Source organism: Roseimicrobium sp. ORNL1 (assembly GCF_011044495.1).
Lineage (GTDB): Bacteria > Verrucomicrobiota > Verrucomicrobiia > Verrucomicrobiales > Verrucomicrobiaceae > Roseimicrobium.
Genome location: NZ_CP049143.1, coordinates 7,235,979 through 7,257,825 on the forward strand (window position 1 = coordinate 7,235,979; position 21,847 = coordinate 7,257,825).

General features: G+C 60.3%; 20 protein-coding genes. 8 read left to right on the forward strand and 12 right to left on the reverse strand.

Translation table 11 applies throughout. The annotated features are described in order from the left end of the window. The first annotated feature begins 16 nt into the window (after positions 1–16). Entirely contained in the window at positions 17–862 is an 846-nt protein-coding gene (locus G5S37_RS29245) for an alpha/beta hydrolase (protein ID WP_165209597.1), read from the forward strand. A gap of 227 nt (positions 863–1,089) precedes the next feature. Here G5S37_RS29245 and G5S37_RS29250 read toward each other — a convergent pair whose 3' ends face one another. The 6 genes from G5S37_RS29250 to G5S37_RS29275 all read right to left on the reverse strand — a co-directional run bounded on the left by G5S37_RS29250 (position 1,090) and on the right by G5S37_RS29275 (position 8,567). Next, complete coding sequence (locus tag G5S37_RS29250; protein WP_165209600.1) at positions 1,090–2,037, reverse strand: hypothetical protein; 948 nt, start codon at positions 2,035–2,037, stop codon at positions 1,090–1,092. Positions 2,038–2,214: 177 nt separating this feature from the next. Further along, positions 2,215–3,543, reverse strand: a complete 1,329-nt coding sequence (locus G5S37_RS29255) for a dipeptidase (protein WP_165209603.1) — start codon at positions 3,541–3,543, stop codon at positions 2,215–2,217. A gap of 45 nt (positions 3,544–3,588) precedes the next feature. Further along, positions 3,589–4,239, reverse strand: coding sequence for a site-2 protease family protein (locus tag G5S37_RS29260; RefSeq protein WP_165209606.1), 651 nt, complete (start codon positions 4,237–4,239; stop codon positions 3,589–3,591). Between the two features lie 409 nt (positions 4,240–4,648). Beyond that, positions 4,649–7,363, reverse strand: coding sequence for an ATP-binding protein (locus G5S37_RS29265; protein ID WP_165209609.1), 2,715 nt, complete (start codon positions 7,361–7,363; stop codon positions 4,649–4,651). Between the two features lie 66 nt (positions 7,364–7,429). After that, positions 7,430–7,894: a response regulator gene (locus G5S37_RS29270; RefSeq protein WP_165209612.1), complete on the reverse strand. Its 465-nt coding sequence runs from the start codon at positions 7,892–7,894 to the stop codon at positions 7,430–7,432. A 268-nt stretch (positions 7,895–8,162) separates the two neighbouring features. Next, the gene (locus tag G5S37_RS29275; RefSeq protein WP_165209615.1) at positions 8,163–8,567 is read right to left on the reverse strand and encodes a type II secretion system protein; all 405 of its coding nucleotides are present in this window, start codon (positions 8,565–8,567) and stop codon (positions 8,163–8,165) included. Between the two features lie 462 nt (positions 8,568–9,029). Between G5S37_RS29275 and G5S37_RS29280 the strand changes: the two genes are divergently transcribed. Next, positions 9,030–10,205 carry a GTP-binding protein gene (locus tag G5S37_RS29280; protein ID WP_206026202.1) on the forward strand — a complete coding sequence of 392 codons (1,176 nt, stop codon included), beginning with the start codon at positions 9,030–9,032 and terminating at the stop codon, positions 10,203–10,205. A 262-nt stretch (positions 10,206–10,467) separates the two neighbouring features. On the opposite strand, the gene G5S37_RS29285 is transcribed toward G5S37_RS29280, so the two are convergent. Next, the gene (locus G5S37_RS29285) at positions 10,468–10,818 is read right to left on the reverse strand and encodes a type II toxin-antitoxin system death-on-curing family toxin (RefSeq protein WP_206026203.1); all 351 of its coding nucleotides are present in this window, start codon (positions 10,816–10,818) and stop codon (positions 10,468–10,470) included. Positions 10,819–10,889: 71 nt separating this feature from the next. Between G5S37_RS29285 and G5S37_RS32785 the strand changes: the two genes are divergently transcribed. After that, a complete protein-coding gene (locus G5S37_RS32785; RefSeq protein WP_276617004.1) occupies positions 10,890–11,018 on the forward strand; it encodes a hypothetical protein in 129 nt (42 codons plus the stop codon). A 48-nt stretch (positions 11,019–11,066) separates the two neighbouring features. Here the strand turns inward: G5S37_RS32785 and G5S37_RS29290 are convergent, their stop codons facing one another. From G5S37_RS29290 to G5S37_RS29310, 5 genes are all read right to left on the reverse strand, one after another. Next, complete coding sequence (locus tag G5S37_RS29290) at positions 11,067–12,218, reverse strand: M20 family metallopeptidase (RefSeq protein ID WP_165209621.1); 1,152 nt, start codon at positions 12,216–12,218, stop codon at positions 11,067–11,069. Positions 12,219–12,331: 113 nt separating this feature from the next. Next, positions 12,332–13,105, reverse strand: coding sequence for an ATP-grasp domain-containing protein (locus G5S37_RS29295; RefSeq protein ID WP_206026204.1), 774 nt, complete (start codon positions 13,103–13,105; stop codon positions 12,332–12,334). 4 nt (positions 13,106–13,109) lie between these two features. Then, positions 13,110–13,880, reverse strand: coding sequence for a hypothetical protein (locus tag G5S37_RS29300; RefSeq protein ID WP_165209627.1), 771 nt, complete (start codon positions 13,878–13,880; stop codon positions 13,110–13,112). A gap of 602 nt (positions 13,881–14,482) precedes the next feature. After that, a complete protein-coding gene (locus tag G5S37_RS29305) occupies positions 14,483–15,454 on the reverse strand; it encodes an SDR family NAD(P)-dependent oxidoreductase (RefSeq protein ID WP_165209630.1) in 972 nt (323 codons plus the stop codon). A 123-nt stretch (positions 15,455–15,577) separates the two neighbouring features. After that, complete coding sequence (locus G5S37_RS29310; RefSeq protein WP_165209633.1) at positions 15,578–15,997, reverse strand: hypothetical protein; 420 nt, start codon at positions 15,995–15,997, stop codon at positions 15,578–15,580. 231 nt (positions 15,998–16,228) lie between these two features. Between G5S37_RS29310 and G5S37_RS29315 the strand changes: the two genes are divergently transcribed. The 5 genes from G5S37_RS29315 to G5S37_RS29335 all read left to right on the forward strand — a co-directional run bounded on the left by G5S37_RS29315 (position 16,229) and on the right by G5S37_RS29335 (position 21,800). Next, positions 16,229–17,470, forward strand: a complete 1,242-nt coding sequence (locus G5S37_RS29315; RefSeq protein ID WP_165209636.1) for a hypothetical protein — start codon at positions 16,229–16,231, stop codon at positions 17,468–17,470. A gap of 325 nt (positions 17,471–17,795) precedes the next feature. After that, positions 17,796–18,119 (forward strand): thioredoxin, encoded by a 324-nt coding sequence (trxA, locus tag G5S37_RS29320; RefSeq protein ID WP_165209639.1) that lies wholly within the window; start codon positions 17,796–17,798, stop codon positions 18,117–18,119. 84 nt (positions 18,120–18,203) lie between these two features. Then, on the forward strand, positions 18,204–18,515 hold the full coding sequence (locus G5S37_RS29325; protein ID WP_165209642.1) for a thioredoxin domain-containing protein: 312 nt from the start codon (positions 18,204–18,206) through the stop codon (positions 18,513–18,515). A gap of 116 nt (positions 18,516–18,631) precedes the next feature. Further along, a complete protein-coding gene (locus G5S37_RS29330; RefSeq protein ID WP_165209645.1) occupies positions 18,632–19,609 on the forward strand; it encodes a magnesium transporter CorA family protein in 978 nt (325 codons plus the stop codon). 277 nt (positions 19,610–19,886) lie between these two features. After that, positions 19,887–21,800, forward strand: coding sequence for a hypothetical protein (locus G5S37_RS29335; RefSeq protein ID WP_165209647.1), 1,914 nt, complete (start codon positions 19,887–19,889; stop codon positions 21,798–21,800). Positions 21,801–21,847 lie beyond the last annotated feature (47 nt).

Sequence of the window (21,847 nt, forward strand, 5' to 3'; positions counted from 1 at the left end):
GCCGTTGAGAAGAGCCATGCGCCGTTTCCTTCCTGCCGCCCTCACCCTGCTCATGACCCTGAGCGCGGGTGTCTCCGCCTCTGCCGAACTGAAAACCGACATCACCTTCGCCAAGGTCGGTGACGTGACCCTCACGCTCGATGCGTATGTTCCCGAGGGACCCGGACCTTTCCCCACCGCCATCCTGGTGCACGGGGGCGGATTCACGAAGGGGGACAAGACTTCCTACATCACCCCGCTCTTCAAGCCGCTGAGTGATGCCGGCTACGCCTGGTTCACCATCAACTACCGCCTCGCTCCGCAGCATCGCTGGCCGGCCTGCATGGACGATGTGGAAACCGCCATCCGCTGGGTGCGGGCCCATGCCGCAGAGTACAAGGTGGATGTGAACCGCATTGCCCTCATCGGTGAATCCGCCGGAGGGCATCTGGTATCCATGGGTGGCATCCGCGCCCAGGGGGACACGGCTGTGGCTGCAGTGGTGCCCTTCTATGCGCCGCATGATCTCTTCCGCAGAGCGGAGCAGCGGAAGGAAATCAGCGAAGGCCTGGCCGGTCTGTTCGGAGTCTCAAAGGAGGTGAGCGACGCCAGCCTGCAAACGATGAAGGAGGGCTCCCCCTTCTACAAGCTCAAGGCGGGCCTGCCTCCCTACCTCCTCATTCACGGGGACAAGGACGACAAGGTTCCCTACGAACAGTCCGTGCTCTTCCAGGAAGCCAGCCGCAAGCTGGGTAACACCTGTGAACTCATCACCATCCCCGGCGGTGGCCACGGCATGGGTGGCTGGAAGGCCGTTCCCGCAGGCGCGACTTATGCGAATGAGATGATCACCTGGCTGAACAAGGTGATGGTGAAGAAGTAACAACGCAGACGCGCATGCCGAATTTCACGCATCGGCCCTGGGAGCGCTGGCCTCCGGCCGGCGTGGTACTCGCGACGCACATGAATACGCCGGCCGGAGGCCAGCGCTCCCAGGGCAGTAATCGTGATGGTGCATCACTCTCAACATTCCAAAATGAAAAGGCGTGGAACCGGAGTTCCACGCCTTGATTGAGAATCTATCTAAAAGCTCAGTCGCTGTAATCGACCTCAGTTCTGCGGAGCAGGAGCAGGGGCAGCAGGGGCCTCTCCTTCCGGACGGCGTGGACGTTCGCCTTGACCCTCACCCTCGGGGCGCGGACGGGCACCACCTTCGCGGCCGCCTTCACCACCACCGCCGCCACGGCGGAAGCCGCCCTGTCCACCTTCACCACCGCGACCGCCACCACCCATCATCTCGCGCAGGCGGCGTCCCATCGCTTCCAACTCTTCCGAGGAGATCTTGCCATCCTTGTTCTCGTCCATCAGGGCGAACCGCTCATCGCTGGCAGCCTGGAATTCTTCCTTGGAGACCACCTTGTCGTCATTCTTGTCCATGCGGCGCACGCTGTCAGCCATGAAGTTCATGCCGCCGCCGCCACCAAAGCCACCCTGACGCATGCCGGGGCTGCCGCCACCTTCCCCATCGGGGCGGCGGAAGCCTTCGGGACGGGGACCACCTTCACCCTCAGGGCGCCGGAAGCCCTCGGGGCGCGGACCACGTTCACCATCAGGTCCGGGAGCAGGCGGAGTGCCGCCTTGGTTTTCCCCACCGGGACGCGGACGCACACCACCATCACGGTCGCCGCCACCCTCGGGCCGGCGCATGCCTTCCGGACGCTGCTGAGACGCGTCGCGTGCACGGCGCGCCATTTCCTCAGCTTCGGATTTCTCGATGAAGCCGTCCGAATTCGCATCGATCTTGGAGAAGCGATCCTCGGCGTCCTTCTTCGTGGAGTTTACAAATTCTTCCTTGGAGAGTTTGCCATCACTGTCGGTATCCGCCTTTTTGATGAACTCACCCAGGCGGTCGCCGCCGGGGGGGCGGCCTTCACCACCACCGCCGCCGCTACCACTGCCGGGGGGCGGAGGGGGAGGGGGCGCGTCCTGCGCAGGCAGGGTAAGCGAGCCGCAGCTCAGCGCAGCAGCCATGGTCAGGGAAAAGAATCTTGTTTTCATCGGGTGCTAAGTTTTGGGTAACGGAGGGTTGAAACTGCTCCTGCCTTGGAAAGTTGCAAAAAGGGACAGCTATCCCAAGGGTCTGGCCAGGCGGCAGACAGCCACGTGATCAGGGATCGCAGGCTGAGTTCCGCCCGCGTGCCCCGTCTCTCTGGCTGGCTTGCCCTGCTTCCTCTGCTACTGCGCAAGTTCCCGCAGCAGGAACTCATTCAGGCGGATGCCCGCTTCGAAGTTCTCCACCGGGAAATTCTCATTGGGCGCGTGCGCCTGACAATCCGCCAGGGCAAGTCCCAGCAACAGCGTATCCACACCCAGCACGTCCTTGAAGGCCTGCACGATGGGAATGCTGCCCCCTTCGCGAATCAACGCAGGCTTGTTTCCAAATGTTTTCTCCAGAGCACGCTGTGCAGCCATGCCGAAAGGCGAGAAGGGATCCATGAGATAAGGCATGCCCGTGTGGCCAAGATCCACTTCCAGGCGGATGCCGGGTGGCGTGTGGGCGCGCAGATGTTTCTCCACTGCCCTGAGGATTTCATCCGGCTGCTGATCCGGCACGAGACGGAAGCTGAACTTCGCAAACGCTTCGCGCGCGATGACGGTCTTCGAACCCTCGCCCTGCCAGCCGCCGCCGATGCCATTCACCTCTGCTGTGGGGCGCGCCCAGCGGCGCTCCAGATCCGTGAAGCCTGCCTCGCCAAAAAGTTCCGGCACTCCCGTCACCGCCTTGGTCTCCGGTTCGCTGTCACCCAGATTCTTCCACGCCTCGCGCTCCCAGTCCGCGAGCGGCTTCACGGCATCATAGAAGCCGGGCACCTGCACATGACCTGAAGCGTCATGGAAGCTCGCAATGACTCGTGCAATCGCCGTCGCAGGATTCATCACCGCACCGCCCCAGATACCCGAGTGCAGATCCGTGGCAGGACCATGTGCGGTGATCTCCGCGCAGGCGATGCCGCGCAAGCCATACGTGAAGGTCCCCAGGCCAGGCCCGACCATGCCGGTATCTGAGATGGCGACGACATCGCACTTCAGCAGGTCACGATTCGCTTCCAGGAAGGGCTTCAGATTGGGGCTCCCGATTTCCTCCTCGCCCTCGAACAGGCAGGTCAGGTTCACCGGCAGATCTCCCTGCTCACGCAGTGTCTTCTCAAGACCGCACACATGCGCCATGAGCTGGCCCTTGTTGTCCGTCGCGCCGCGGCACCAGATACGGCCATCGCGCAGTGTGGGTTCAAAAGGCGGCGTGCGCCACTCGTTCACCGGCGCGTCCGGCTGCACATCGTAGTGCCCATACAACAGCACCGTGCGCCGGCCCGCCACATGCTTGTTCTTCGCAATGACAATGGGATGCCGCGGGGTCTCATGCAGCGTGGTGCTCAAGCCCATGGTCGTGAGCTTTTGCACCAGCCAGTCCGCACACGCTCTCGTGTCCGCATTGTGCGAGGAATCCGTGGAGACGCTGGGAAAGCGCAGGAGCGTGAAGAGGTCGTTGAGTTCGGGCGACATGGTGGAGATGAAGATGGTACGTGTGAAATGAACCGGCCGGGCAGGTCAACGAGGCTCCAGTGCCGAAGGTGGCTTCTGGCCCTGCCACCGCTGGAAATTGTCCCACGCAAAGAGTGCGCACAAGATGGCATTCCAGGCGCTGGGATTCGGGCGAGTCAGCACATAGATGCAGAGCGCCGCGGCACACAGCATGCCCAAGAGGTAGGCGAACCTTTCACGCCTGGGTCCGAGGATGCCTTTCAGGACCTGACCACCATCGAGCGGATAAATGGGCAGCAAATTGATCAGGCCCCAAAATATGCTCACGATCATGAAGCTCATAAAAAATGCCCTGACGTACCAGGCATCCCCTGAGCTGTGCGCAATAACCTGCCATGCCACCACACCCACCGCGATCTGCAGAAACGGGCCACCCAGGCTGATGATGATCTGCTGCACTCTCGTGAAACCACGATCCGGAATCGCCAGGCCTCCCATCGCGTAGAGGACAATCTCCGCTCGCGCCCCGAACTTCCGCTGGAGAAGCGTGTGCCCCAGTTCGTGGATGAGGATGGAAATGAATCCAGCGATCACCCAGATCGCCAGCATGGCAAAGCCGTGCGGACCATCCAGCCGGTTCGCCCCGAGCATCGCCATGATCGCCCAAAACATCCAGTGCACGGTCACGGGGAAGCCCAGCAGGGTGAAGCGAATCATGCACTAACCTAGGTAACCAGTGAACGAGGTCAATGAGCTTTGCCGGAAGGCGTCGCCGGAGGGCATCGATTTCTGCGGACATACGTCCGGCTTCTCCCTCACCAAAAAATTCGGGGGCTGCCCCCCTGAAGAGCAGCCCCCGCAACAACATTACCCAATTTTACCTGAATCACACGTACGTTGCCGTTCGTGGCTTGCCGCAACATTCTCATCCACACTTCAAACCGAAATTTGCATGAATAATGTCACGGTCGGCGAATTTGATTATAGAAAACGGCCCTCTAGAGACAAGACTATTTTGGAACTTTCTCCCTTTTGAGAGGCACTTTTCGATGTCGTCATAAACACCGGATTATTGCACACGACGCGCAAGGCAAATAAAGGTGCAAATATCAACCCTCCGCCCTTTTCACATGCGCATGGCGACGTCCTGATCTGGTCGAATGGTGCGGCTAATTACTTCACGCAGCATGTCCAAGCTGACCGGCTTGGTGACGAAATCATTCATGCCCGCGTTGATGCACTCTTCACGCACCCCGCTGAGTGCATGTCCCGTCACTGCGACGATTACGGGCTGGTGTTTCAGCAGGAAATTATTACGAATGGCGCGGGTGGCATCCTGTCCTCCCAGTTCAGGCATCTGCAGATCCATGAAGACCAGATCGTACTGATTGCGCGCCACCAGTTCCACGGCTTCGCGTCCATTCTCCGCGATCTCCACGTCATTGTAGCCGAGTCGCGCCAACATGAGGCGGGCGAGTTTTTGGTTCATCGGCTGATCCTCGACGAGCAGGATGCGCGCGGGATGTTCGTTCGCAAAGGACGGAGCGGTGGAACTCGACTCTGCCGAAGTCGATGGCGCAGCCGGCGCCGGTGCAAAGGGTACCGCTTCTGGTGGTGACTGTGGCAGTGGAGTCATCCCGCCAATGGTTTGCGAGAGGTGTGCTTCCGTGGTGGAGGATGCAGATGCAGGTGCAGGCGGAGAAATCAGCGGCGGCGCGTTCAGCCTGGCGCGAATCGATGCCATCACCTGGCTCGGCGCCACGGCAATGGGTGCCGTGCGTGGAACAGGAGGGGGCGCGGAGCAAAGCGCCGCCAGCGAGCGCAGCAGATCCCGCCTGCCCGCCGGCTTGAGCACAAACAGGCACTGCGCGCCCAGTACAGACTGGAAAGTCTTTTTCACCTGCTCATGCGCGATCGGAACGAGGCCCACGGCAGCAATGCCCCGAGCAGCCATCTCAAGAGCGAAACGGTTTGCCTCATCTACCGAGAACGATGGAATGTCGATGATCACGAGCGGCGGCGCGCCGTCGAAGAGTTCCTTCGGGGAGGCGCTGGCCGTCAGCGTACGGGCCTCCGCCATCATGCCAAAATTCCGGCAATGATGCAGCACGATGCTGGACGTCGTCTCATGGGGGGAGAGCACCGAGACCGTGCGATTTTTCACCGCGGCAAGACACTGGGCTTCCTCCGCGATGCTGTCGTTGTCCTCAAGCGCCACCTCGAGGGGGATCTCAAAATAGAAGTTCGAGCCGCGCCCTTCCTCACTCACCACATTGATCTCACCAGACAACAGGCGGCAAAGCCGGCGGGAGATGGCCAGTCCCAGTCCCGTGCCACCATACTTCCGCGTGGTAGATTGATCAGCCTGGGTGAAGGCCTGGAAGAGACGCGACAGCTTGCTCGCAGGGATGCCGATGCCGGTATCGCGCACGGAGATCTGCAGATACATCTGCTCACCTCCACCTTGCGGCCGAGGCCGCAACACCGGCTGCGCCAGCGCCAGGATTTCTCCGCGGTCGGTGAATTTCACAGCATTGCCCAGCAAGTTCACCAGGATCTGCTTCAGGCGCTGGAAGTCACTGGAGATATAACGGGGCAGCGTGTCGAATACATGGTAATTGAGTTCGAGACCTTTTTCCGCAGCCTTGTAGGCGAAGATGGCCATGGACTCCTGGAAGAGTCTCTCCATTTGCACTGGCATGCGCTCGAGCTCCATCTTGGCGGACTCAAGCTTGGAGAAGTCGAGAATGTCATTGATGAGGTGCAGCAGGCTCTCACCGCTGGTCCGGATCATCCTGACCAGCTCCTTCTGCTCCGCTCCGAGATTCATGTCCAGCAGGAGCGAAGTCGTACCGATGATGCCATTCATCGGCGTGCGAATCTCATGGCTCATGTTCGCCAGGAAGTCGGCCTTCGTTTCCATGGCGGACTCCGCCATTTTCTTGGCGCTGATGCATTCCTGGATGAGCGCCTGCTTGCGTTGCTCTTCGGCGGCAAGGTGCTCAATGGTATCGTTGTACACCCGCGATGCTTCGGAGATGTCATCCGTGCCGGCCGGGGGCAGGCGGTACGTCCAGATGCACTGGCGCAGCGCATGCAGGCCATCTGCCAGCTGACGCACGCGCATTCCGATTCTGCGGCCAAGCCCGATGGCCAGAAGCAATCCCGGCACCAGTCCCGCTCCCACAGCCAGGGTGATCGTGGTGACCGTTTTCGGCGCCGCAAGAAGATGCTTGAACTGGAACAGGGGCTGGCGCGCTACGAGGAAACCCGGCCGCGTCCCGTCCGGCAGGACGATCGGCGCGGCTGCCGTGATCCATTCGGAGAGTTTCCCCTTTTTTCCTTCCGTTCCTTCCGCGTTTACAAAGCGCGAGGACACCGCATAGGGAGCGCCGTCCGCCGCGAGGATAATGGCCTCCAGCACACTGGCGTCCGGCGACTGGCCATTGATCATCGGCTTGAAGGTGGGCACATCGAAGAAACCCACGCGGGTGAACCGGCGCTTGGGCTCGAGCTCGCCGGGTGTCTCCCGCACGACTTCCACCAATACTCCAAGCGCGGTGAGCGCATCCGGCCCGCCAAGTTCATTCAACTCGCTTCGCAGCCGGTCCTCCATCTGCCACGGGAGCGCGGACGGCAGATGCTTCGTCCCCTGCTCCACGAGCATGTGTGCCAGCTCACCCGACGCGGCGGTAGCGAGGCTGAAAACATGAGATCTCTGGGAGTCCCGCGCGGACTGCACCTGATGCCACGCCACCCCTGCCAGCGCTGCGGCCACCACGACCAGCATGCCCAGCAATGAGTTGAAAAAAAGCCGGGTGCTGAGCAGCGTGGACTTCATGGACACCGGATGGCAGCGAGAGCCGGAAGGGGAGACAGCGGAGCGTACCGCTACGGGCAACAACGGCTAGGCTGCTTTTTTGGAGGAGGAACGCTGTACGTTGCGATCCATGACCGCAGTGAGATCCGTCGCGCTGTAAGGTTTGGGAAGGATGTCATCAAATCCGAGATTCAGGCAGCTGGCTTTGCTGTCGTCATTCGCGAAGAAACTGCTGCTGGCCACAATGCGGATGTCCGGCTGAATCTGCCGCAGCACATGCACTGCCTCCATGCCGGAGATGCCTCCTGGGAGAATCAAATCCAGGATGACCACATCTACCGGTGCACGATGCGCTACGGTGTACTGCAGAAGTTGCTCGGCCTCCTCGCCGCTGCTGGCATTGAGCACTTCCCAACCCTGGGAAATAAGCACGGTGCCGACCATGGCCCGCAGCACGGGCTCGTCATCCACCAACAGAATGCGTCCCTTCGACCCGCCGGGCGAGAGGGGAGCGTCCTCATTCGCAATGAACGCGGGGGAGGTAATGTTCATGGCTCTCAATACTGCAGGAGTGAAAATTTCGTATAGTTCTGATTACTATACAGCAATATAGGCCCGGCAGCGTATCTCTTCTATCGTTGTATTGCCAGAAATTCCTTGATTTAGGCCTTTCGGTAAAATGTCTGAAGTGTCAGCGCCGTGCGTATTGCACTCTGCGGAGTCCGCATCATTCGCAAAAAAGGTCTCTCTGTCTATCTGGAGAAACTTTTCAAAGCTCGGTTTAGGTTCAGCCCCCCGGGGAAGAGCTGCTCGGGCCGACCTAGGAAGCCTTGTTCTTCGTGTACACGAGCCCACCCGAAGTCTCATCGTACTTGATGTACGCCTGGGCGGCCGCGATGTCGTGGGGGGAAAGACCCGAAACGCTGAAGCGCTTGTCCTTGAATACGCCATCATCCACCTTCACGCCATCAGCGTCCGTAATGTCAGCCACAATGGTGTCGACGTCAGTGCCGGAGATGGTGGCGCCAGCAGCGGAAGCAGCGGCATACACGGACACGATGCTTTGAGCGTTACGCTGGTTCTTTTCTTCCTTGGTGCCGCTATTAATCCCACCAAGCTGAGGAATGGCGATGGCAGCGATGACTCCGATGACCCCGAGCACTGCTAAAATCTCAACAAAGCTGAATCCCTGTGCGCTGGCGTTATTCAGGGATATTTGCTTCACAGGGGTATTTGATGTCGTGTGGTTACTACTATCGGGACAGGCAGCTCGCTAAATGAACGCTCCATTCCCAGGAGTTTCGGTTAACGTAAAGAAAGATTTATACCCATCCCATGGTTTTGCAAAGGAAAGCTAAAAACTTTCACCTGTCGTTCACCTTGCTTTGACCGTTTTTCCTAAAAAGCTGCTCCGCGCTTTTGGGAAAGATGGCATCGCCCAAGCTAAAAACTGGGTCGTACAGTGGGTCTCCATAAATCCCGGTCGCACATCCTAGTGGCATGATGATGAGCAATTTAAGAAACTGGTCGCTCTGGGAGGGAGGCTGGCGACGGAAACGGCAAACATCGCCCCCTCTGCCCGGCGCCCCCTTCTCAAGTGGCGATAAATCTGGCGGATTTTGCCGTTGGAAATTTGCCCCTCAGGGCATATGTCCCCTCCCCTTTCTCTACCCCATTTCTACCTTTCATGACCGCATCCGCTCCCACGAAACAGGCCCGCTACATCATGATTGGCGGATTTCTCGGCGCCGGCAAAACCACGAGCATCGGGAAGCTGGCCAGGCACCTTTCCGACCAGGGGCTGAAGGTCGGCCTGATCACCAATGACCAGGCTGGCGGACTCGTGGATACCAAGCTCCTGCGCAGCCAGGGCTATGCCACGGAGGAGATCGCCGGCGGCTGCTTCTGCTGCCGCTTCAACACCCTCGTGGATGCCGCTTCGAAACTGAACGATTCCACGAAGCCGGATGTGTTCATCGCGGAGCCGGTGGGCAGCTGCACCGATCTGGTGGCCACCGTGACCTACCCGCTGCGCCGCATGTACGGGGAGAATTTTTCCATCGCCCCTCTGAGCGTGCTGGTGGATCCCGTGCGCGCACGCCGCATCCTCGGCCTGGATGAAGGCGGCACCTTCTCTTCCAAGGTGGCCTACATTTACAAAAAGCAGCTCGAGGAAGCCGAGGTGATCATCATCAACAAGACGGATGCCGTCACCGCGGAACAACTTCAGGAACTCACTGAAGCCATGCAGAAGGAGTTCCCGGAAGCCAAGGTGGTGCCCGTCTCCGCCCGGCAGGGCAACGGACTCGACGCCTGGTTCGGCGAGCTGATGACCGGCAGCCAGTCCACCCGCTCGCCCATGGCCGTGGATTATGATGTGTACGCCGATGGCGAAGCGCTCCTCGGCTGGTTGAACGCCACCGTCACCTTGAAGGCGAAGGAAGACTTTGAGGCGAATGATTATCTGCAGTCCCTGGCAAAAGCCATCCAGCAGCGACTGCGGTCCCAAGGCGCCGAGATTGCCCACCTGAAGATGACCTACAGCCCCGACGACGGCATCGCGGGTGAAATCGCCTCCGTGAATCTGGTGCGGACCGACAATGTCCCCGAAACCGGCATGGAACTCGACGAGCCCAGCACCGGCGGGCAATTGATCGTAAACCTCCGCGCGGAAACTGCGCCGGATGAACTCGTCGCCTCGCTGAAAGCCGCGCTCGAAAGCGTGACCTCCAACGTGTCCGATCTCACCGCCACCCTCGATCACGAAGAACACTTCCGCCCGGGCCGTCCCGAGCCCACGCATCGTGATGGTGAAGCTCCCGTGGTGAAGGGTGGATGTGTGCCTGGGGCGGGATGCTGCTGACCAAGTGCGTCCCCTGCATTGCAGGAGAAATGAGGCTTTGCCAAAGTGGCTCACGCTGCCCTCAGCGTGAATCTTAACCCAAGCGCGAAGCGCCTAATTTCAAGACGGCCAGCTATCATCCCAGCGCTGTAGTTCCCTCGCTGTTACAGTGCTGGAGATAGCGACCTCAGGGATCCTGCCACAGTTCACGCTGAGGGCAGCGTGAGCCACATTGGCGAAGCCTCGTTTCATTACAAAGACGCAGCTTTCACTCCCAGTGGTTTCACATCTGGCCAGCGCTTTGCCTCAAGAACGCTGCCAGTTCAGCTTTGCCCATCCGTCGCTCCGCAAAGGCAATGATGGCATCGTAGATTGCATCGTCATGCGTGTTCGACACGTGCACGCCATTGCCTTCTAAAAATACCAGCATCGCAGCAACAGCAGTTCGCTTGTTGCCATCAAAGAATGCTTGGGCCTGCGCGAGATGAAACGCATAGGCCGCAGCAACGTCGAAGAGATCGCCTCCACCGTAGAACAACGCATTCTCCGCAGAAGCCAACGCGGAGTGGATCAAGCCATCATCGCGGACGCCTCGCAGCCCGCCGAACAGGTGCAAAGAACGCTCCTGAAGCACATCAAGGATCTCGCGAAAGAGGAACTCCGGTTGCTCAGCGTTCATTGTGCCAGCCTTCTGAACAGGTCCGCATGTTCCGCAAACACACGCTCTACGATCGTTTCCACCTTCTCCAGGGACATGCGGCGCACTCCAGACTGTTCGTCCCCAGACATGGAGAGTTCTTCCAAGGTGCGATTGCCTTCGTCACCTTGCGTTGAGGCAGGCCCCTGCATGTTCCCTCCATCGTTCATAAGGCCGCGAGCCAATCACCTCCCCCTCAGCCACTTCACCCAAAACGCCGCACCGCGCTCCAGTTCTGCAACCTCGATCCACTCGTCCTTCGTATGCGCCTGGGCGATGCTTCCCGGTCCCATGGCGATAGCAGGCACGCCGGCCTCCGCGAGAAAGGCGGCATCACAGAACCACGGCGCGCCTGTCAGCGCAGCACCATGCTCCACGAGGGACTTCACAAACGGATCCTCCGCGGAAGTATCCAGGCAGGGAGACAGCGCACCACATGGCGTGACCTTCGCTCCCGGGTCGAGCTGCGCCACGAAGGCCTTCAGCATTTCGTGCGGACCACCGTGATCCCGCACCGCCGGATTATAACGGATGTCCACCGTGAGACGGCAGTGATCCGCCGTGATATTCGCCCGCGTGCCGCCGCGAATCATGCCCAGGCTGATCGTGCTGCGGCCGAGCCACGCGTCATCGCCACAATTGGCAAGCTGCACACGGAAATCTGCATCGAGTGCCTTGATGAGTTTTGCCATCTTCACGATGGCATTCTCGCCCAGCTCCGGTCGCGAGCCATGGACTGCGATCCCGAACGTTTCCACGTCCGCCCACAAGCAGCCCTTGTGTTTGAAGACCGTCTTCAGATCGGTCGGCTCCGCAATGAGCGCGAAAGCATAGTCCTTCCCGTGATGTTTCGCAAAATGCCGTGAGCCATGCTGGTCCGATTCCTCGGACATGAAGCCGGCGAAATGCACCTCGACGGGAAGCGCTGCAAGCTCGTCGCGCATTTCCCACAGCGCCCAGAGCATCGCCGCCATGGGCCCCTTGGTATCGCACGCGCCGCGTCCCCAGAGTCTGCCCTCACGCACCTCGGCGCCAAAGGGGTCAATCGTCATGCCGCCCACCCCCACTGTGTCCAAGTGCGGACCGAAGACGATGCGCGGCTTCGGCTTGCCATCCTTGGAAGGCTCCGAGCGGAAACGGCCAATCACATTCGGCCTGCCTGGCAACACTTCCTCAATCGCCACTTCGGCTCCGCACTTCTTGAGAAACTCTCCCACATACGCCGCCACCTCCGCTTCACCAGTCTTGTCGACACCGGGATCCCCATCGGGATTTACCGAAGGAATGCGGATCAACGCCTGCGCGAGTTCAACAACGGACTGGGGAAAAGCAGCCATGCACCCTAGCAGTAGCGCAGCGCCCATGCCGAGCCAAGTGCGAGATTGTGAATGCCCACAGGAGGTTGGACTTTCCAGTCCGACAGCGGTCGTTGGGCCTCTGGCCTGCCGGTTCACACCTCGGCCTTCTTCACCGCAGTCCCCAACAATTCCCTCCACCGCGTGAACACCACCGCGGCATACGAGGCCGCATCAATCTGGTAGGCTCCCAGCGCATACCCATCGTTCGCCTCGATGAGTGCCGTCTCGCCACTGCCGAGCACGCCGAAGTCAATGCCATACGCGGCCGGCGCCGTTCCTGAGCGCCGATAATCCGCAACTGCTGACTCCACCACGGCACGGTCCAACTTCATCCAGGGTTCGCCGGCGTACCAATCCATGGCCAGGATGGCCTCGCCCGCGACATACACCCGGTATTCGGTGGCCCACTCCACGACCTCAGAACACCACACCGACTCACGTCTGCTGGTACCACCGATCACATACAAGTCGTTCGGCGAAGCAAAGACTCTGCCTGTAAAAGACTTCCGCCGCTCCGCGGGCTTCGCAAAAACTGGCTCGCCATCCCCCTCATAGACACCCCTCTCCACGGCGGCCAGTGTGGAAGTCCACACCTTCCGCCGCAGGTAGGCGCGGAGGCACTCCGGGTAGTCATTGGGAACCGGATGCTCAATCCCGAGCTGGCGCATGGCCCCGTGCATCGCGACCATATCCCCAGCCACAAAACTCGTACCATCCAACGGAAGCTGCCTGCGCTGCATGCGCTTCGCGGTGTATAAAGTCACGGGAATACCCAGCCGTTCCAATTCAGAACGGAGGAGCTTCTCCTCCTGGCCTAATCGACCATTCCCCTGCTCCTCCAAGTAGGCATGGGCGAAAGATGGCACATCCTCAGTCATCAACTTTGCGACTCTCCTCCCTGTCTCTGCGAATGCCTTGTTTGTCGAACAACGCATTCACCACATCTCTGACCAGCGGCGAGAGCCTCGGCGAATAGCCGATACCCTTCGGCGATGGCACGTCCGCCCGTAACTTGGGCATGGACCTGCTAATAGTACCCTCATCCACCGTCATGTCACCGCAGGCAAAACACATAATGAGATCGACCTCACCACGCGGCGTCGTGAACCGAAACCCATGCCTCGGTTGAAAAACGCACTGCGAAACGTTTCCCGGAATGATCTGTCCCTGCAGGAAGTGGCTCCATTTCTTGACATCCTCCGGACGTTCCAAAGTGATACTGCCTAACACGGGGCGCTCGTGAAACTCAGGTAGTGTCGACAACTCCCCGCGCCCTTTGTCTTCTTTACCCGAAATCCAGAAGTCTCCAGGGTGAATCGAGTAGAGCGTCACTTTCGTCGCGCCTTCCAGTTCCGGGGACAATAACTTCCAGGCCAGAGAGGTTCCCTCAAGAAACACACCGTCGGGATCGGGTGTGCTTTTTATTTCCTCCAGCAACTTTCTCCATTCAACACTCGCCGCGAAAACCTCATCCTTGGTCAGCTGCGGTGCGAGATCCGGCACCGTCGCGAGCCGCTTCATCGGGTCATCCTGCAGCGCGAGCCATGAATAGTCCGCCCGGAACCAGTGCCACCAACCAGCCGTCACAGCGATGGCTAAAACCACGACAACGATCAAGCTGACCCGACGGTACTTCCTCATGCGAGGATCCCAGCTTGCGACAAGACGCCATCGACCGTCAAGGCCCGATCAGTCGCCAACGCTCAAGACATCGATACCAGTTGAGCCTCGACTACCCGTCTTCCTTCGAAGTCCGTGCAGATACAAAAGAAACCCCGTCCCGCAAGAGGGCCAAAGTCGCAAAGGGAACAAAAAGCACACCGAGATTTGTCAATCTCAGCGATGCCAGAGAAGCGAAACGTCAGATGCCGATTGTTATCGAAACCAAGTTCGGGGACATAGTGACTTCGATTGAGAATGAAATCATGAGACCTGCTGTGATCGACTCGTGGGTCGAGGGCAAACAGGCCCTCCAACGAATTGGATGTTCCACAATCAACAGCCCATTGTCGCAAGGTGATTAGCGGAATGTCCTCGTGTTCCGAGACAGATTGCAGGGTTTGGTCATCCCAGTGGTACGGCCATGGAGATGTCCGTCGATCTACCGACAGCCGGGAACATCGCCCCCCTTCTCGGCGCACATAGTTGATGACAAAAGTTTCGTAGGGATGGAGTCCCAGATCCGTGCTGAGAAAGGTGAGTCGCATCATCGTAGCTCCTCCCCCACGAGACATTTCCCTCGCCTACCTCAGCCCCTTCTGCCGCATCTCCAGCCACCACTTCACAAACTCCGGGATGCCGGTGTCGATGTGGGTCGTGGGCTTGAATTTCAGCAGGGTGCTGGCCTTGCTCACGTCCGCGCTCGTAAGCGGCACGTCGCCGGGCTGCTCGGGCATGGCATTGATCTGCGCCTTCTTGCCAAGGGCCTTTTCAATCGCGCCGATCATCTCATTGAGCGTGACCGTCTGCGAGCCACCGAGGTTAAAGATGTCGCACTTCGGCGCCGCTTGATTCGCGCTGTACTCCAGCGCGCCAAGGATGCCGTCCACGATGTCGCTGATGAACGTGTAGTCGCGGGCCGTGCTGCCATCGCCATAACGGTCGATGGGCTTGTCCTCATGGATGAGGCGGGTGAACTTCGAAATGGCGAGGTCAGGGCGCTGGCGCGGGCCGTACACCGTGAAGAACCGCAGGCACACCGTGCGGATATCGTACAACGCGGAATAGTTCGAGCACATCTGCTCGCCCGCCATCTTCGTCATCGCATAGGGCGAGATGGTCTGCAGAATGGGGTCCACCTCTGCGAAGGGGACCTTCTTGTTCACGCCATACACGGAGCTGCTGCTGGCGAAGACGAACCGCTTCACGCCATGGCGCTTCGCGGCCTCCAGCATGTTGAAGGTGCCCTTGATGTTGGTATCTATATAGAGCTCCGGCTGTTCGATGCTCGGGCGCACCCCGGCACGGGCGGCGAGATGGATCACGGCGTCCACCGGCGCCGCACCATAGGCGCGCTCCACGTCCTCCTTCTCACGGAGGTCACCTTCCACCAGGGTGATCTGGTCCCCGATCGCGCGGATGTTTTCGCGCTTGATGGCGGGATCGTAGTAGTCGTTGAAATTGTCCAGGATGGTGACGCTGTGCCCGTTGGCGAGCAACCGCTCGGTGGTGTGGGAACCAATGAAACCGGCGCCTCCGGTAATGAGAACTCTCATGGGTGGTGGTGAGAAACGTGGGCAGGGTTCGTAGCGGCGTGGGAAGGCTGAGGCAAGCGAAAGTTACCCCTCCACCTCTGAGCGACATTGCCTCAGCTGGCTTCCTTATCTTTCTTTACTTTATTAGGGTACCGGCGGCGGCACAGCCACTTTGGAGGGTCCGACCAGTGCCAGGAGAACCGTCCCCAGCAGCCCCAGGAACGTCACCCCCGCGCCAAAGGACAGCGCGAAGGAGCCCCCTTTCATGACACCAATGAGATGATCCGGGCCGGCGATGCCCGCAGTTCCCAGATTCTCAAAGGCGGCCAGGGTGCTCTGTCCAACTTCAAAGAGGCCCACGACGAGCGGCAGGAGAGACGCCGCAAAGTAGGCCATGATGGAGGAGGCGTTGCGCCGCCCGACGAGCAACGTCACCAGCAGGGCAAATAGTACCAGAGCCAGGATCAGAATCACCCAGCAGGAAATGCCACCAGCCTGCAGCCGCTCCAGCAGGGACGTCTTGTGCACGGCGACGGCAAGTTCAGAAGAGGACTGTGTCTGCATGAGGAAGGGGGTTGGGGATGTAATAAGGGAAATTCCAGACCCGGAGCCCCAAAAGCATGGCGGTTTCGGGGCGCCCATGTCAATCCCCTCATGCATCGGGGCATGCGCCGTGTTCTTCCTGTGAAACTTCCTGCCAAAAGAGGAGAATCCCATTGACTCTGCGCGACGAAAACGGCTAATCTTTTTTGAAATACACGGCGGCTCCATGCCTCCGTGACAAATTTTTGCACCATGGACAACAAGACTCAGCCGACACCGCCGCCAGGACCGTCCCAAAAGACGGCTGCCGTGCCGCTTAAGAAGGAGACCGTGCGCATCACCCTGCGTGCCCGTCCGGGCGCCGGAATGACGCAGCCGAAGGAGCATACCGCCCCGATCCCGCCGGTGGTAAATACTTCGCCGGTGCCGCGCCCGATCACCACTTCGGTGACGCCTGCCGGTGCCGCTACCTCGCGCGTCCCCACTACTCCTTCTGGCGCACCTCCGTCGACCATGAACAAGACGGGTCCGGTGACCATTGCGCCGGTAGCCAGCAAGGCCACTGCGCCCATCCAGCTTCCCAGCTCCCCGCTGCCTCCGGCCGCTGCCCGCCCTGCCACAGCCCCGGTCGTGCTGCCTTCCGGCGCTCCGCAGCCTGCCTCCCGCACCACCGCTTATGTGAAGCTGGACGCCGTGCCTGCTCCTGCGGCTCCCGGCGCTCCCCGTCCACCGTCCGCCCCGCGCCCTCCCGGCGCTCCGGCTGCTCCCCGTCCTCCTGGCGCCCCCACTCCTCCGGTCGCTCGTGCCGCTGGTGGTGCAGCTCCTGCGGCTCCCCGTCCTCCCGGCGCTCCGCCGGCTCCTGGCAAGCCTCCCGGTGCCCCCGGCGCTCCTCCGCGCCCCGGTGGTGCTCCTCCCATGGCTCCCACGGTTCCCCTGCAGAAGGCTCCCGGTGCCCCTGGCGCACCCAAGCCTCCCGGCGCTCCTCCCACCACGGGACCCAAGATGGAAGCCGGTGCCAGCACCGTGCCCCTCGCCAAGGCTCCCGGCGCTCCGCCGAAGCCTCCCGGCTCCGGCACCTCTCCGATGGCCAAGGCAGTTCCTGCCGGTCCCGGAGGCACACAGGCACTGCCGAAAGCCACAGTTCAGCTGGCAAAGAGCACGCAGCCGATGGCCAAGGGTGCCGTCGCCGCTCCCGCCGCCGCCCCGGCCAAACAGCCCGGTCAGGACAGCGCTCCGCTCTATGATGAGAAGGACCCCGAAGCCGGTCTCGCTCCTCTCGCCATTGTGTGCACCATCCTCGCTGCGGCACTCATGTTCGTGAATCTCGCCGGTTCCGAATTTGTGTTCTCCGCGCAGGAAGACAGTGACGCCAGCGCCTTCAAGGTGCCCTCCCTGGCCCCTCAGAGCTGGGAACAGGAGAATCCCGACAAGCCCGGTACCTACCGCAGCACGTTCGATGAGGATCTGAAGAAGATCCGCACCCGCATTCAATAACATTCCTTCCCGACAAGTCTTATGGTCTTCTCCTGGATTCTTTTCCTTTTGTCGATCGCCATTCTTGCGCTCAGCATCCTGACCAAGAATCCGCTCTGACGAACCGCCTCCCGTCTCCTCGTGCTGAGGGCCTAGTGCCCGATGCACAACACGGCAAAACGGACATCGCCTTTTGAAGAACGCCGCCCCTCACCGGGCGGCGTTTTTTTTGCGTCCACGCTCCTACCCTCAGTCCATGCAGGGCCGCCGGAGGTTTCGGTTGATCCCATGCATCCTCTCGCCACGATGTCTGCGTAACCTTCAGCAACCCTAATACTCTTTCCCCATGGCCAGCGAGAACGTCAAAAGCTTCACCGATGCCACCTTTGATGCCGAAATCCAAAACGCAGGTGTGCCTGTGGTCGTGGACTTCTGGGCAGAATGGTGCGGTCCTTGCCGCCACTTCGCCCCGGTTTTCGATCAGTTCGCCACGGAAAACGCCGGCAAGGTGATCGCCGCCAAGGTCGACGTGGACAGCAATCAGAACATCGCCGCGAAGTACAACATCCGCCAGATCCCCACCTTGCTGTGGTTCAAGGATGGTAACTTCATCGGCCAGACCAGCGCCATGTCCAAGGACGGACTGGTGAAGAAGCTGGAGTCGCTTTAATTCACGAGCGAACGTGAAGTCGCGGCGCTCGTGGTTCATACCCGTGAGCAAGAGCCGCCGCGATTCCTGCGCTGTACTCCTTCCATGATCACCATCACCGATGCCAATTTCGAGGCAGAAGTAAGCGACAGCTCGCTGCCGGTGATCGTGGATGTCTGGGGGGATCATTGTGGCTCCTGCCGCGCCATGGAGCCCGTGCTCAAGCAGATTGCGACAGAGCGCGAGGGACAGCTCAAGCTCTGCAAGCTGAACCTCTACGACGCCCCGGCAACCGGACTGCGTTTCAATATTCGCGCGCTGCCCACCTTCTTGTTCTTCAAGGAAGGAGAACTCGTCGGCAGGCACTCGGGCACCATCTCAAAGGATGGACTCCTGCGCGTCGGCGGGCTCCTGTGACGGATTCGTATTGCGACCACTTCACGAAGCAAAGGCGCGGCATCCCGCGCCTTTTTCATTTCCCGGCTTGATCCCTCGTTGCTTCTCCGCACCATGCGATCCCACACCGACGCCGCATGATCCGCCTCATCACAGAGCAGGGACAGCTCATCGACTGGCAGGATGAGAAGCCCCATCCTCTGCCGGACAACCTCGTGTTTCTTGACCTGCTCAATCCCGCGCGAGCGGAGGAGTTGGAGGCGGAACAGTGGCTGGAGTACCAGCTCCCCACGCGAGAAGAAATGCAGGAGATCGAGGAGTCCTCGCGACTGTATTCGGAAAAGGGCGCCCTCTACATGACGGCATGGGTGCCGGTGGGGCTGGACACGCCAGTCCCGGAAACGTCCGCCATCACCTTCGTGGTGAGCCCGGACACGCTCACCACGGTCCGCTACTCCGACCCCATGGCCTGGCGTGTCATTTCGGACCAAGTCCGTCGCCAACACACCCTTCCACTCAGCAGTGACGCGGTCTTCCTTACGCTGCTGGAGTCCATCGTCGCGCGCATCGCGGATACCCTGCAGAACGTGGAGGCGGACCTGCGTCGCATCGCGATGGAGATCTTCCGGGTGAATCCGAACAAGACGTCGGGTGGCGAAAGCCAGTGTGACCTCAACGAAGTCATCAAGCTCCTGGGCCGCCACAACAGCCTCGTGGCAAACCTTCGCGAGTGCCTCGTCAGCATCGCCCGCATGCTGCAGTACTTCCTCAACAACGCCGCTCCGTGGATGAAAGGCGAGTTGGCCGCTCTCTTCCGCAGTGTGGCCCGCGACGTGAAGAGCCTGGATGACTACACCAACCAGCAGACGCAGGAGATGAGCTTCCTCCTCGACAGCACGCTGGGCTTGATCAACATCCAGCAGAACCAGATCATCAAAATCTTCACTGTGGCCAGCGTGCTCTTCATGCCGCCCACGCTCATCGCCAGCATCTACGGCATGAACGTCGGCCTGCCCGGGGAGAAGGCCGAGATTGCCTTCTGGGCCGTGATGATCATCATCGTCCTCTCTGCCATCCTGCCCATTGTCTTCTTCAAGAAGAAGAAGCTGCTGTAGGTGCGGCTGGGGCAGATTTGGACTGCTGGAGCTTGCTCCAGCTTTCGGGAGCAGAGCTTGCTCTGCGTGAAGCAACCCATGACGTGCCAGATACTCGAAGATTTCGAGTTGCCTCTGGCTTCACGGCAGCAAGCTGCCTGCGGAAAGCTGGAGCAAGCTCCAGCACTCCAAGATCGCCACCCAGCTTGCTCTCGCCAGCCGTAGGATTCCCTTGGCTACAGGGATTTCCCTGCGGTAAGGAACCGGTTCCCGTCCGGCCCCTTCGTTCTGTTCTTGCATGTCCCTCCGCCTCGTCCGCATCCTGCTGCTTGTGCTCATCGCACTGGAGGGTGCGTTGCTGCTCTTTGGGCCACAGACAAAGGATCACCTCCCTGCCATCCAGGAGGCCCTCGCGGCAAAGGAGAAACCCGATTGGGATGACGATGCCTCCATGGGTATCCGCTACGCGGCCTGGATCAATCTGGCCCTGCTGCTCGTGCTCCTGGGCACCGCTCAATGGTGGGCGAAGCCTTTCACCAATCTCAAATCTCAGATCTCAAATTTCAAATCCGCCGGAAATCAGCGTTGGTTCTGGCCTCTCGTCCTCCTCGCCATCATCACCTGCGTCGCCCTCCGCATTCCTCTCGCGAGCAAGAGTCTGTGGTGGGATGAGTCCTGGGTGGTACTGCAGGTATCCCACGGGAAGTGGCGCCCTGATACCAAGAAGCCAGGCCAGCTCAAGTTCACCTCGCACGACTGGAAACGCTGCGCCTTCTACTACCAGAAGCCCACGAATCACGTGCCGATGTCCCTGGCCCAGAAGACCAGCTTCACCCTTTGGCGCGCAGTCACGGACGCGAAGCCCGGTGCGTTCTCCGATCTCGCCGCCCGCATACCGGCATTGCTGGCCTCCGCAGCAGCTGTCCTGTTGCTGGCGCTGCTGATGCGGCAGTGGGGATTTCCGGGGGCAGGTGTTGTCGCGGCCTTCGTTCTTGCCCTACACCCATGGCATATCCGCTATGGGGTAGACGCGCGTGCGTACGCGCTGGTAGTACCGCTTTGCATCGCCGGCATGTTCGCCGTCACGCGTATCTTCCAGACCCGCGGATTCGCCGTGCTTCCATGGGTGGCGTGGGGTGCAATAGAGTTCGTGTGGCTATGGGCTTACCCGAATGCCGTCGTTGATGTTCTCGTGCTGAATCTCCTGCTCGCTTACGGCGTACAGCGCTACAACGACATGCCGTGGCAAACACTGGTGCGTCTGGCGGTGACGAACGCCTTCGCAGCGATGGCGTTCATCCAGATGTTCCTGCCCAATTTCATGCAAGCCACCCGCTGGGCAGGGAATGAAACCGTCTCGCAACCGCTTACCAAAGCCCTCTTTGACAGCACTCTGAGCCAGCTCGTGCTCGGGGTGGAACTCGCCTGGCCACCCACGGTGGAGGCCGCAGGCCTCGTGTCCAGCACGCCTGGCATCGGAATCTCAAGCTTCCGCGGGGCCATGTGGGTGCTGCTCGCCATCCTTGTGCTTCTTCCCATCGCACGGCATCGGTTCGCCCCAAAAGGATCGGGCGGCCCTTGGTGGGTGCTCAGCAACCTGTTCTTCAGCACCAGCCTCTTCATGCTGATCGTGAGCAGCACCGGCTCCTATTTCTATCCGCGTTTCATCATCGCGGTGTTGCCCTGCCTCATCGCCATCGTGTGCCTTCTCATGGCGGAGGCAATCTGGAAATCAGAACCCAAAGGACTGCCTTCGTGGTTGCCGCAGGTGCGTCGATGGGTCGCGGTGCCGCTGGCCCTGGCACTCATCATCCAGGTCTTTCCCTTCTGGAAGGCCCAGGCCACCTTGCTCGCCACCCGGCCATATGCCCCGTTGCGTGACGTATCGGACTATGTCGCGGAACGGCAGGCTCTGCGCAAAGACGGGAAGCAGTACCTTGTGGTCTGCTACGGTCACGGGCACGAGACCCTGCCCATCTATCTGCCGACGGTGGCCAGCGCCGTCTCCAGGGCGGAACTTGAGAAATACATAAATCAGGCGCGCACCGAGCAGCGCGGCCTGCTCGTGCTTCAAGGTCACACCGGCCACAATCGCGGTCTCATTCCGGACGGCTTCGAGCTGCTGGATGACAAGAACGTGTTCACCCAGGTCAACTCCTTCGCCGGCATCGATCCCGAGTTCTACTACCGGGTGTTCGAGATGAACCAATGACCGGAACCGCGACTGCGGCTCCGGCAGAAGTATATCATCTCCCATCC

Coding starts and splice junctions, on each gene's coding strand:
- G5S37_RS29325 (WP_165209642.1), top strand. CDS start 18,204: ATGATCACCATCACCGATGCCAATTTCGAGGCAGAAGTAAGCGACAGC.
- trxA (WP_165209639.1), top strand. CDS start 17,796: ATGGCCAGCGAGAACGTCAAAAGCTTCACCGATGCCACCTTTGATGCC.
- G5S37_RS29335 (WP_165209647.1), top strand. CDS start 19,887: ATGTCCCTCCGCCTCGTCCGCATCCTGCTGCTTGTGCTCATCGCACTG.
- G5S37_RS29310 (WP_165209633.1), bottom strand. CDS start 15,997: ATGCAGACACAGTCCTCTTCTGAACTTGCCGTCGCCGTGCACAAGACG.
- G5S37_RS29280 (WP_206026202.1), top strand. CDS start 9,030: ATGACCGCATCCGCTCCCACGAAACAGGCCCGCTACATCATGATTGGC.
- G5S37_RS29265 (WP_165209609.1), bottom strand. CDS start 7,363: ATGAAGTCCACGCTGCTCAGCACCCGGCTTTTTTTCAACTCATTGCTG.
- G5S37_RS29260 (WP_165209606.1), bottom strand. CDS start 4,239: ATGATTCGCTTCACCCTGCTGGGCTTCCCCGTGACCGTGCACTGGATG.
- G5S37_RS29290 (WP_165209621.1), bottom strand. CDS start 12,218: ATGGCTGCTTTTCCCCAGTCCGTTGTTGAACTCGCGCAGGCGTTGATC.
- G5S37_RS29300 (WP_165209627.1), bottom strand. CDS start 13,880: ATGAGGAAGTACCGTCGGGTCAGCTTGATCGTTGTCGTGGTTTTAGCC.
- G5S37_RS29250 (WP_165209600.1), bottom strand. CDS start 2,037: ATGAAAACAAGATTCTTTTCCCTGACCATGGCTGCTGCGCTGAGCTGC.
- G5S37_RS29245 (WP_165209597.1), top strand. CDS start 17: ATGCGCCGTTTCCTTCCTGCCGCCCTCACCCTGCTCATGACCCTGAGC.
- G5S37_RS29255 (WP_165209603.1), bottom strand. CDS start 3,543: ATGTCGCCCGAACTCAACGACCTCTTCACGCTCCTGCGCTTTCCCAGC.
- G5S37_RS32785 (WP_276617004.1), top strand. CDS start 10,890: ATGTTCCGCAAACACACGCTCTACGATCGTTTCCACCTTCTCCAGGGA.
- G5S37_RS29305 (WP_165209630.1), bottom strand. CDS start 15,454: ATGAGAGTTCTCATTACCGGAGGCGCCGGTTTCATTGGTTCCCACACC.
- G5S37_RS29315 (WP_165209636.1), top strand. CDS start 16,229: ATGGACAACAAGACTCAGCCGACACCGCCGCCAGGACCGTCCCAAAAG.
- G5S37_RS29330 (WP_165209645.1), top strand. CDS start 18,632: ATGATCCGCCTCATCACAGAGCAGGGACAGCTCATCGACTGGCAGGAT.
- G5S37_RS29270 (WP_165209612.1), bottom strand. CDS start 7,894: ATGAACATTACCTCCCCCGCGTTCATTGCGAATGAGGACGCTCCCCTC.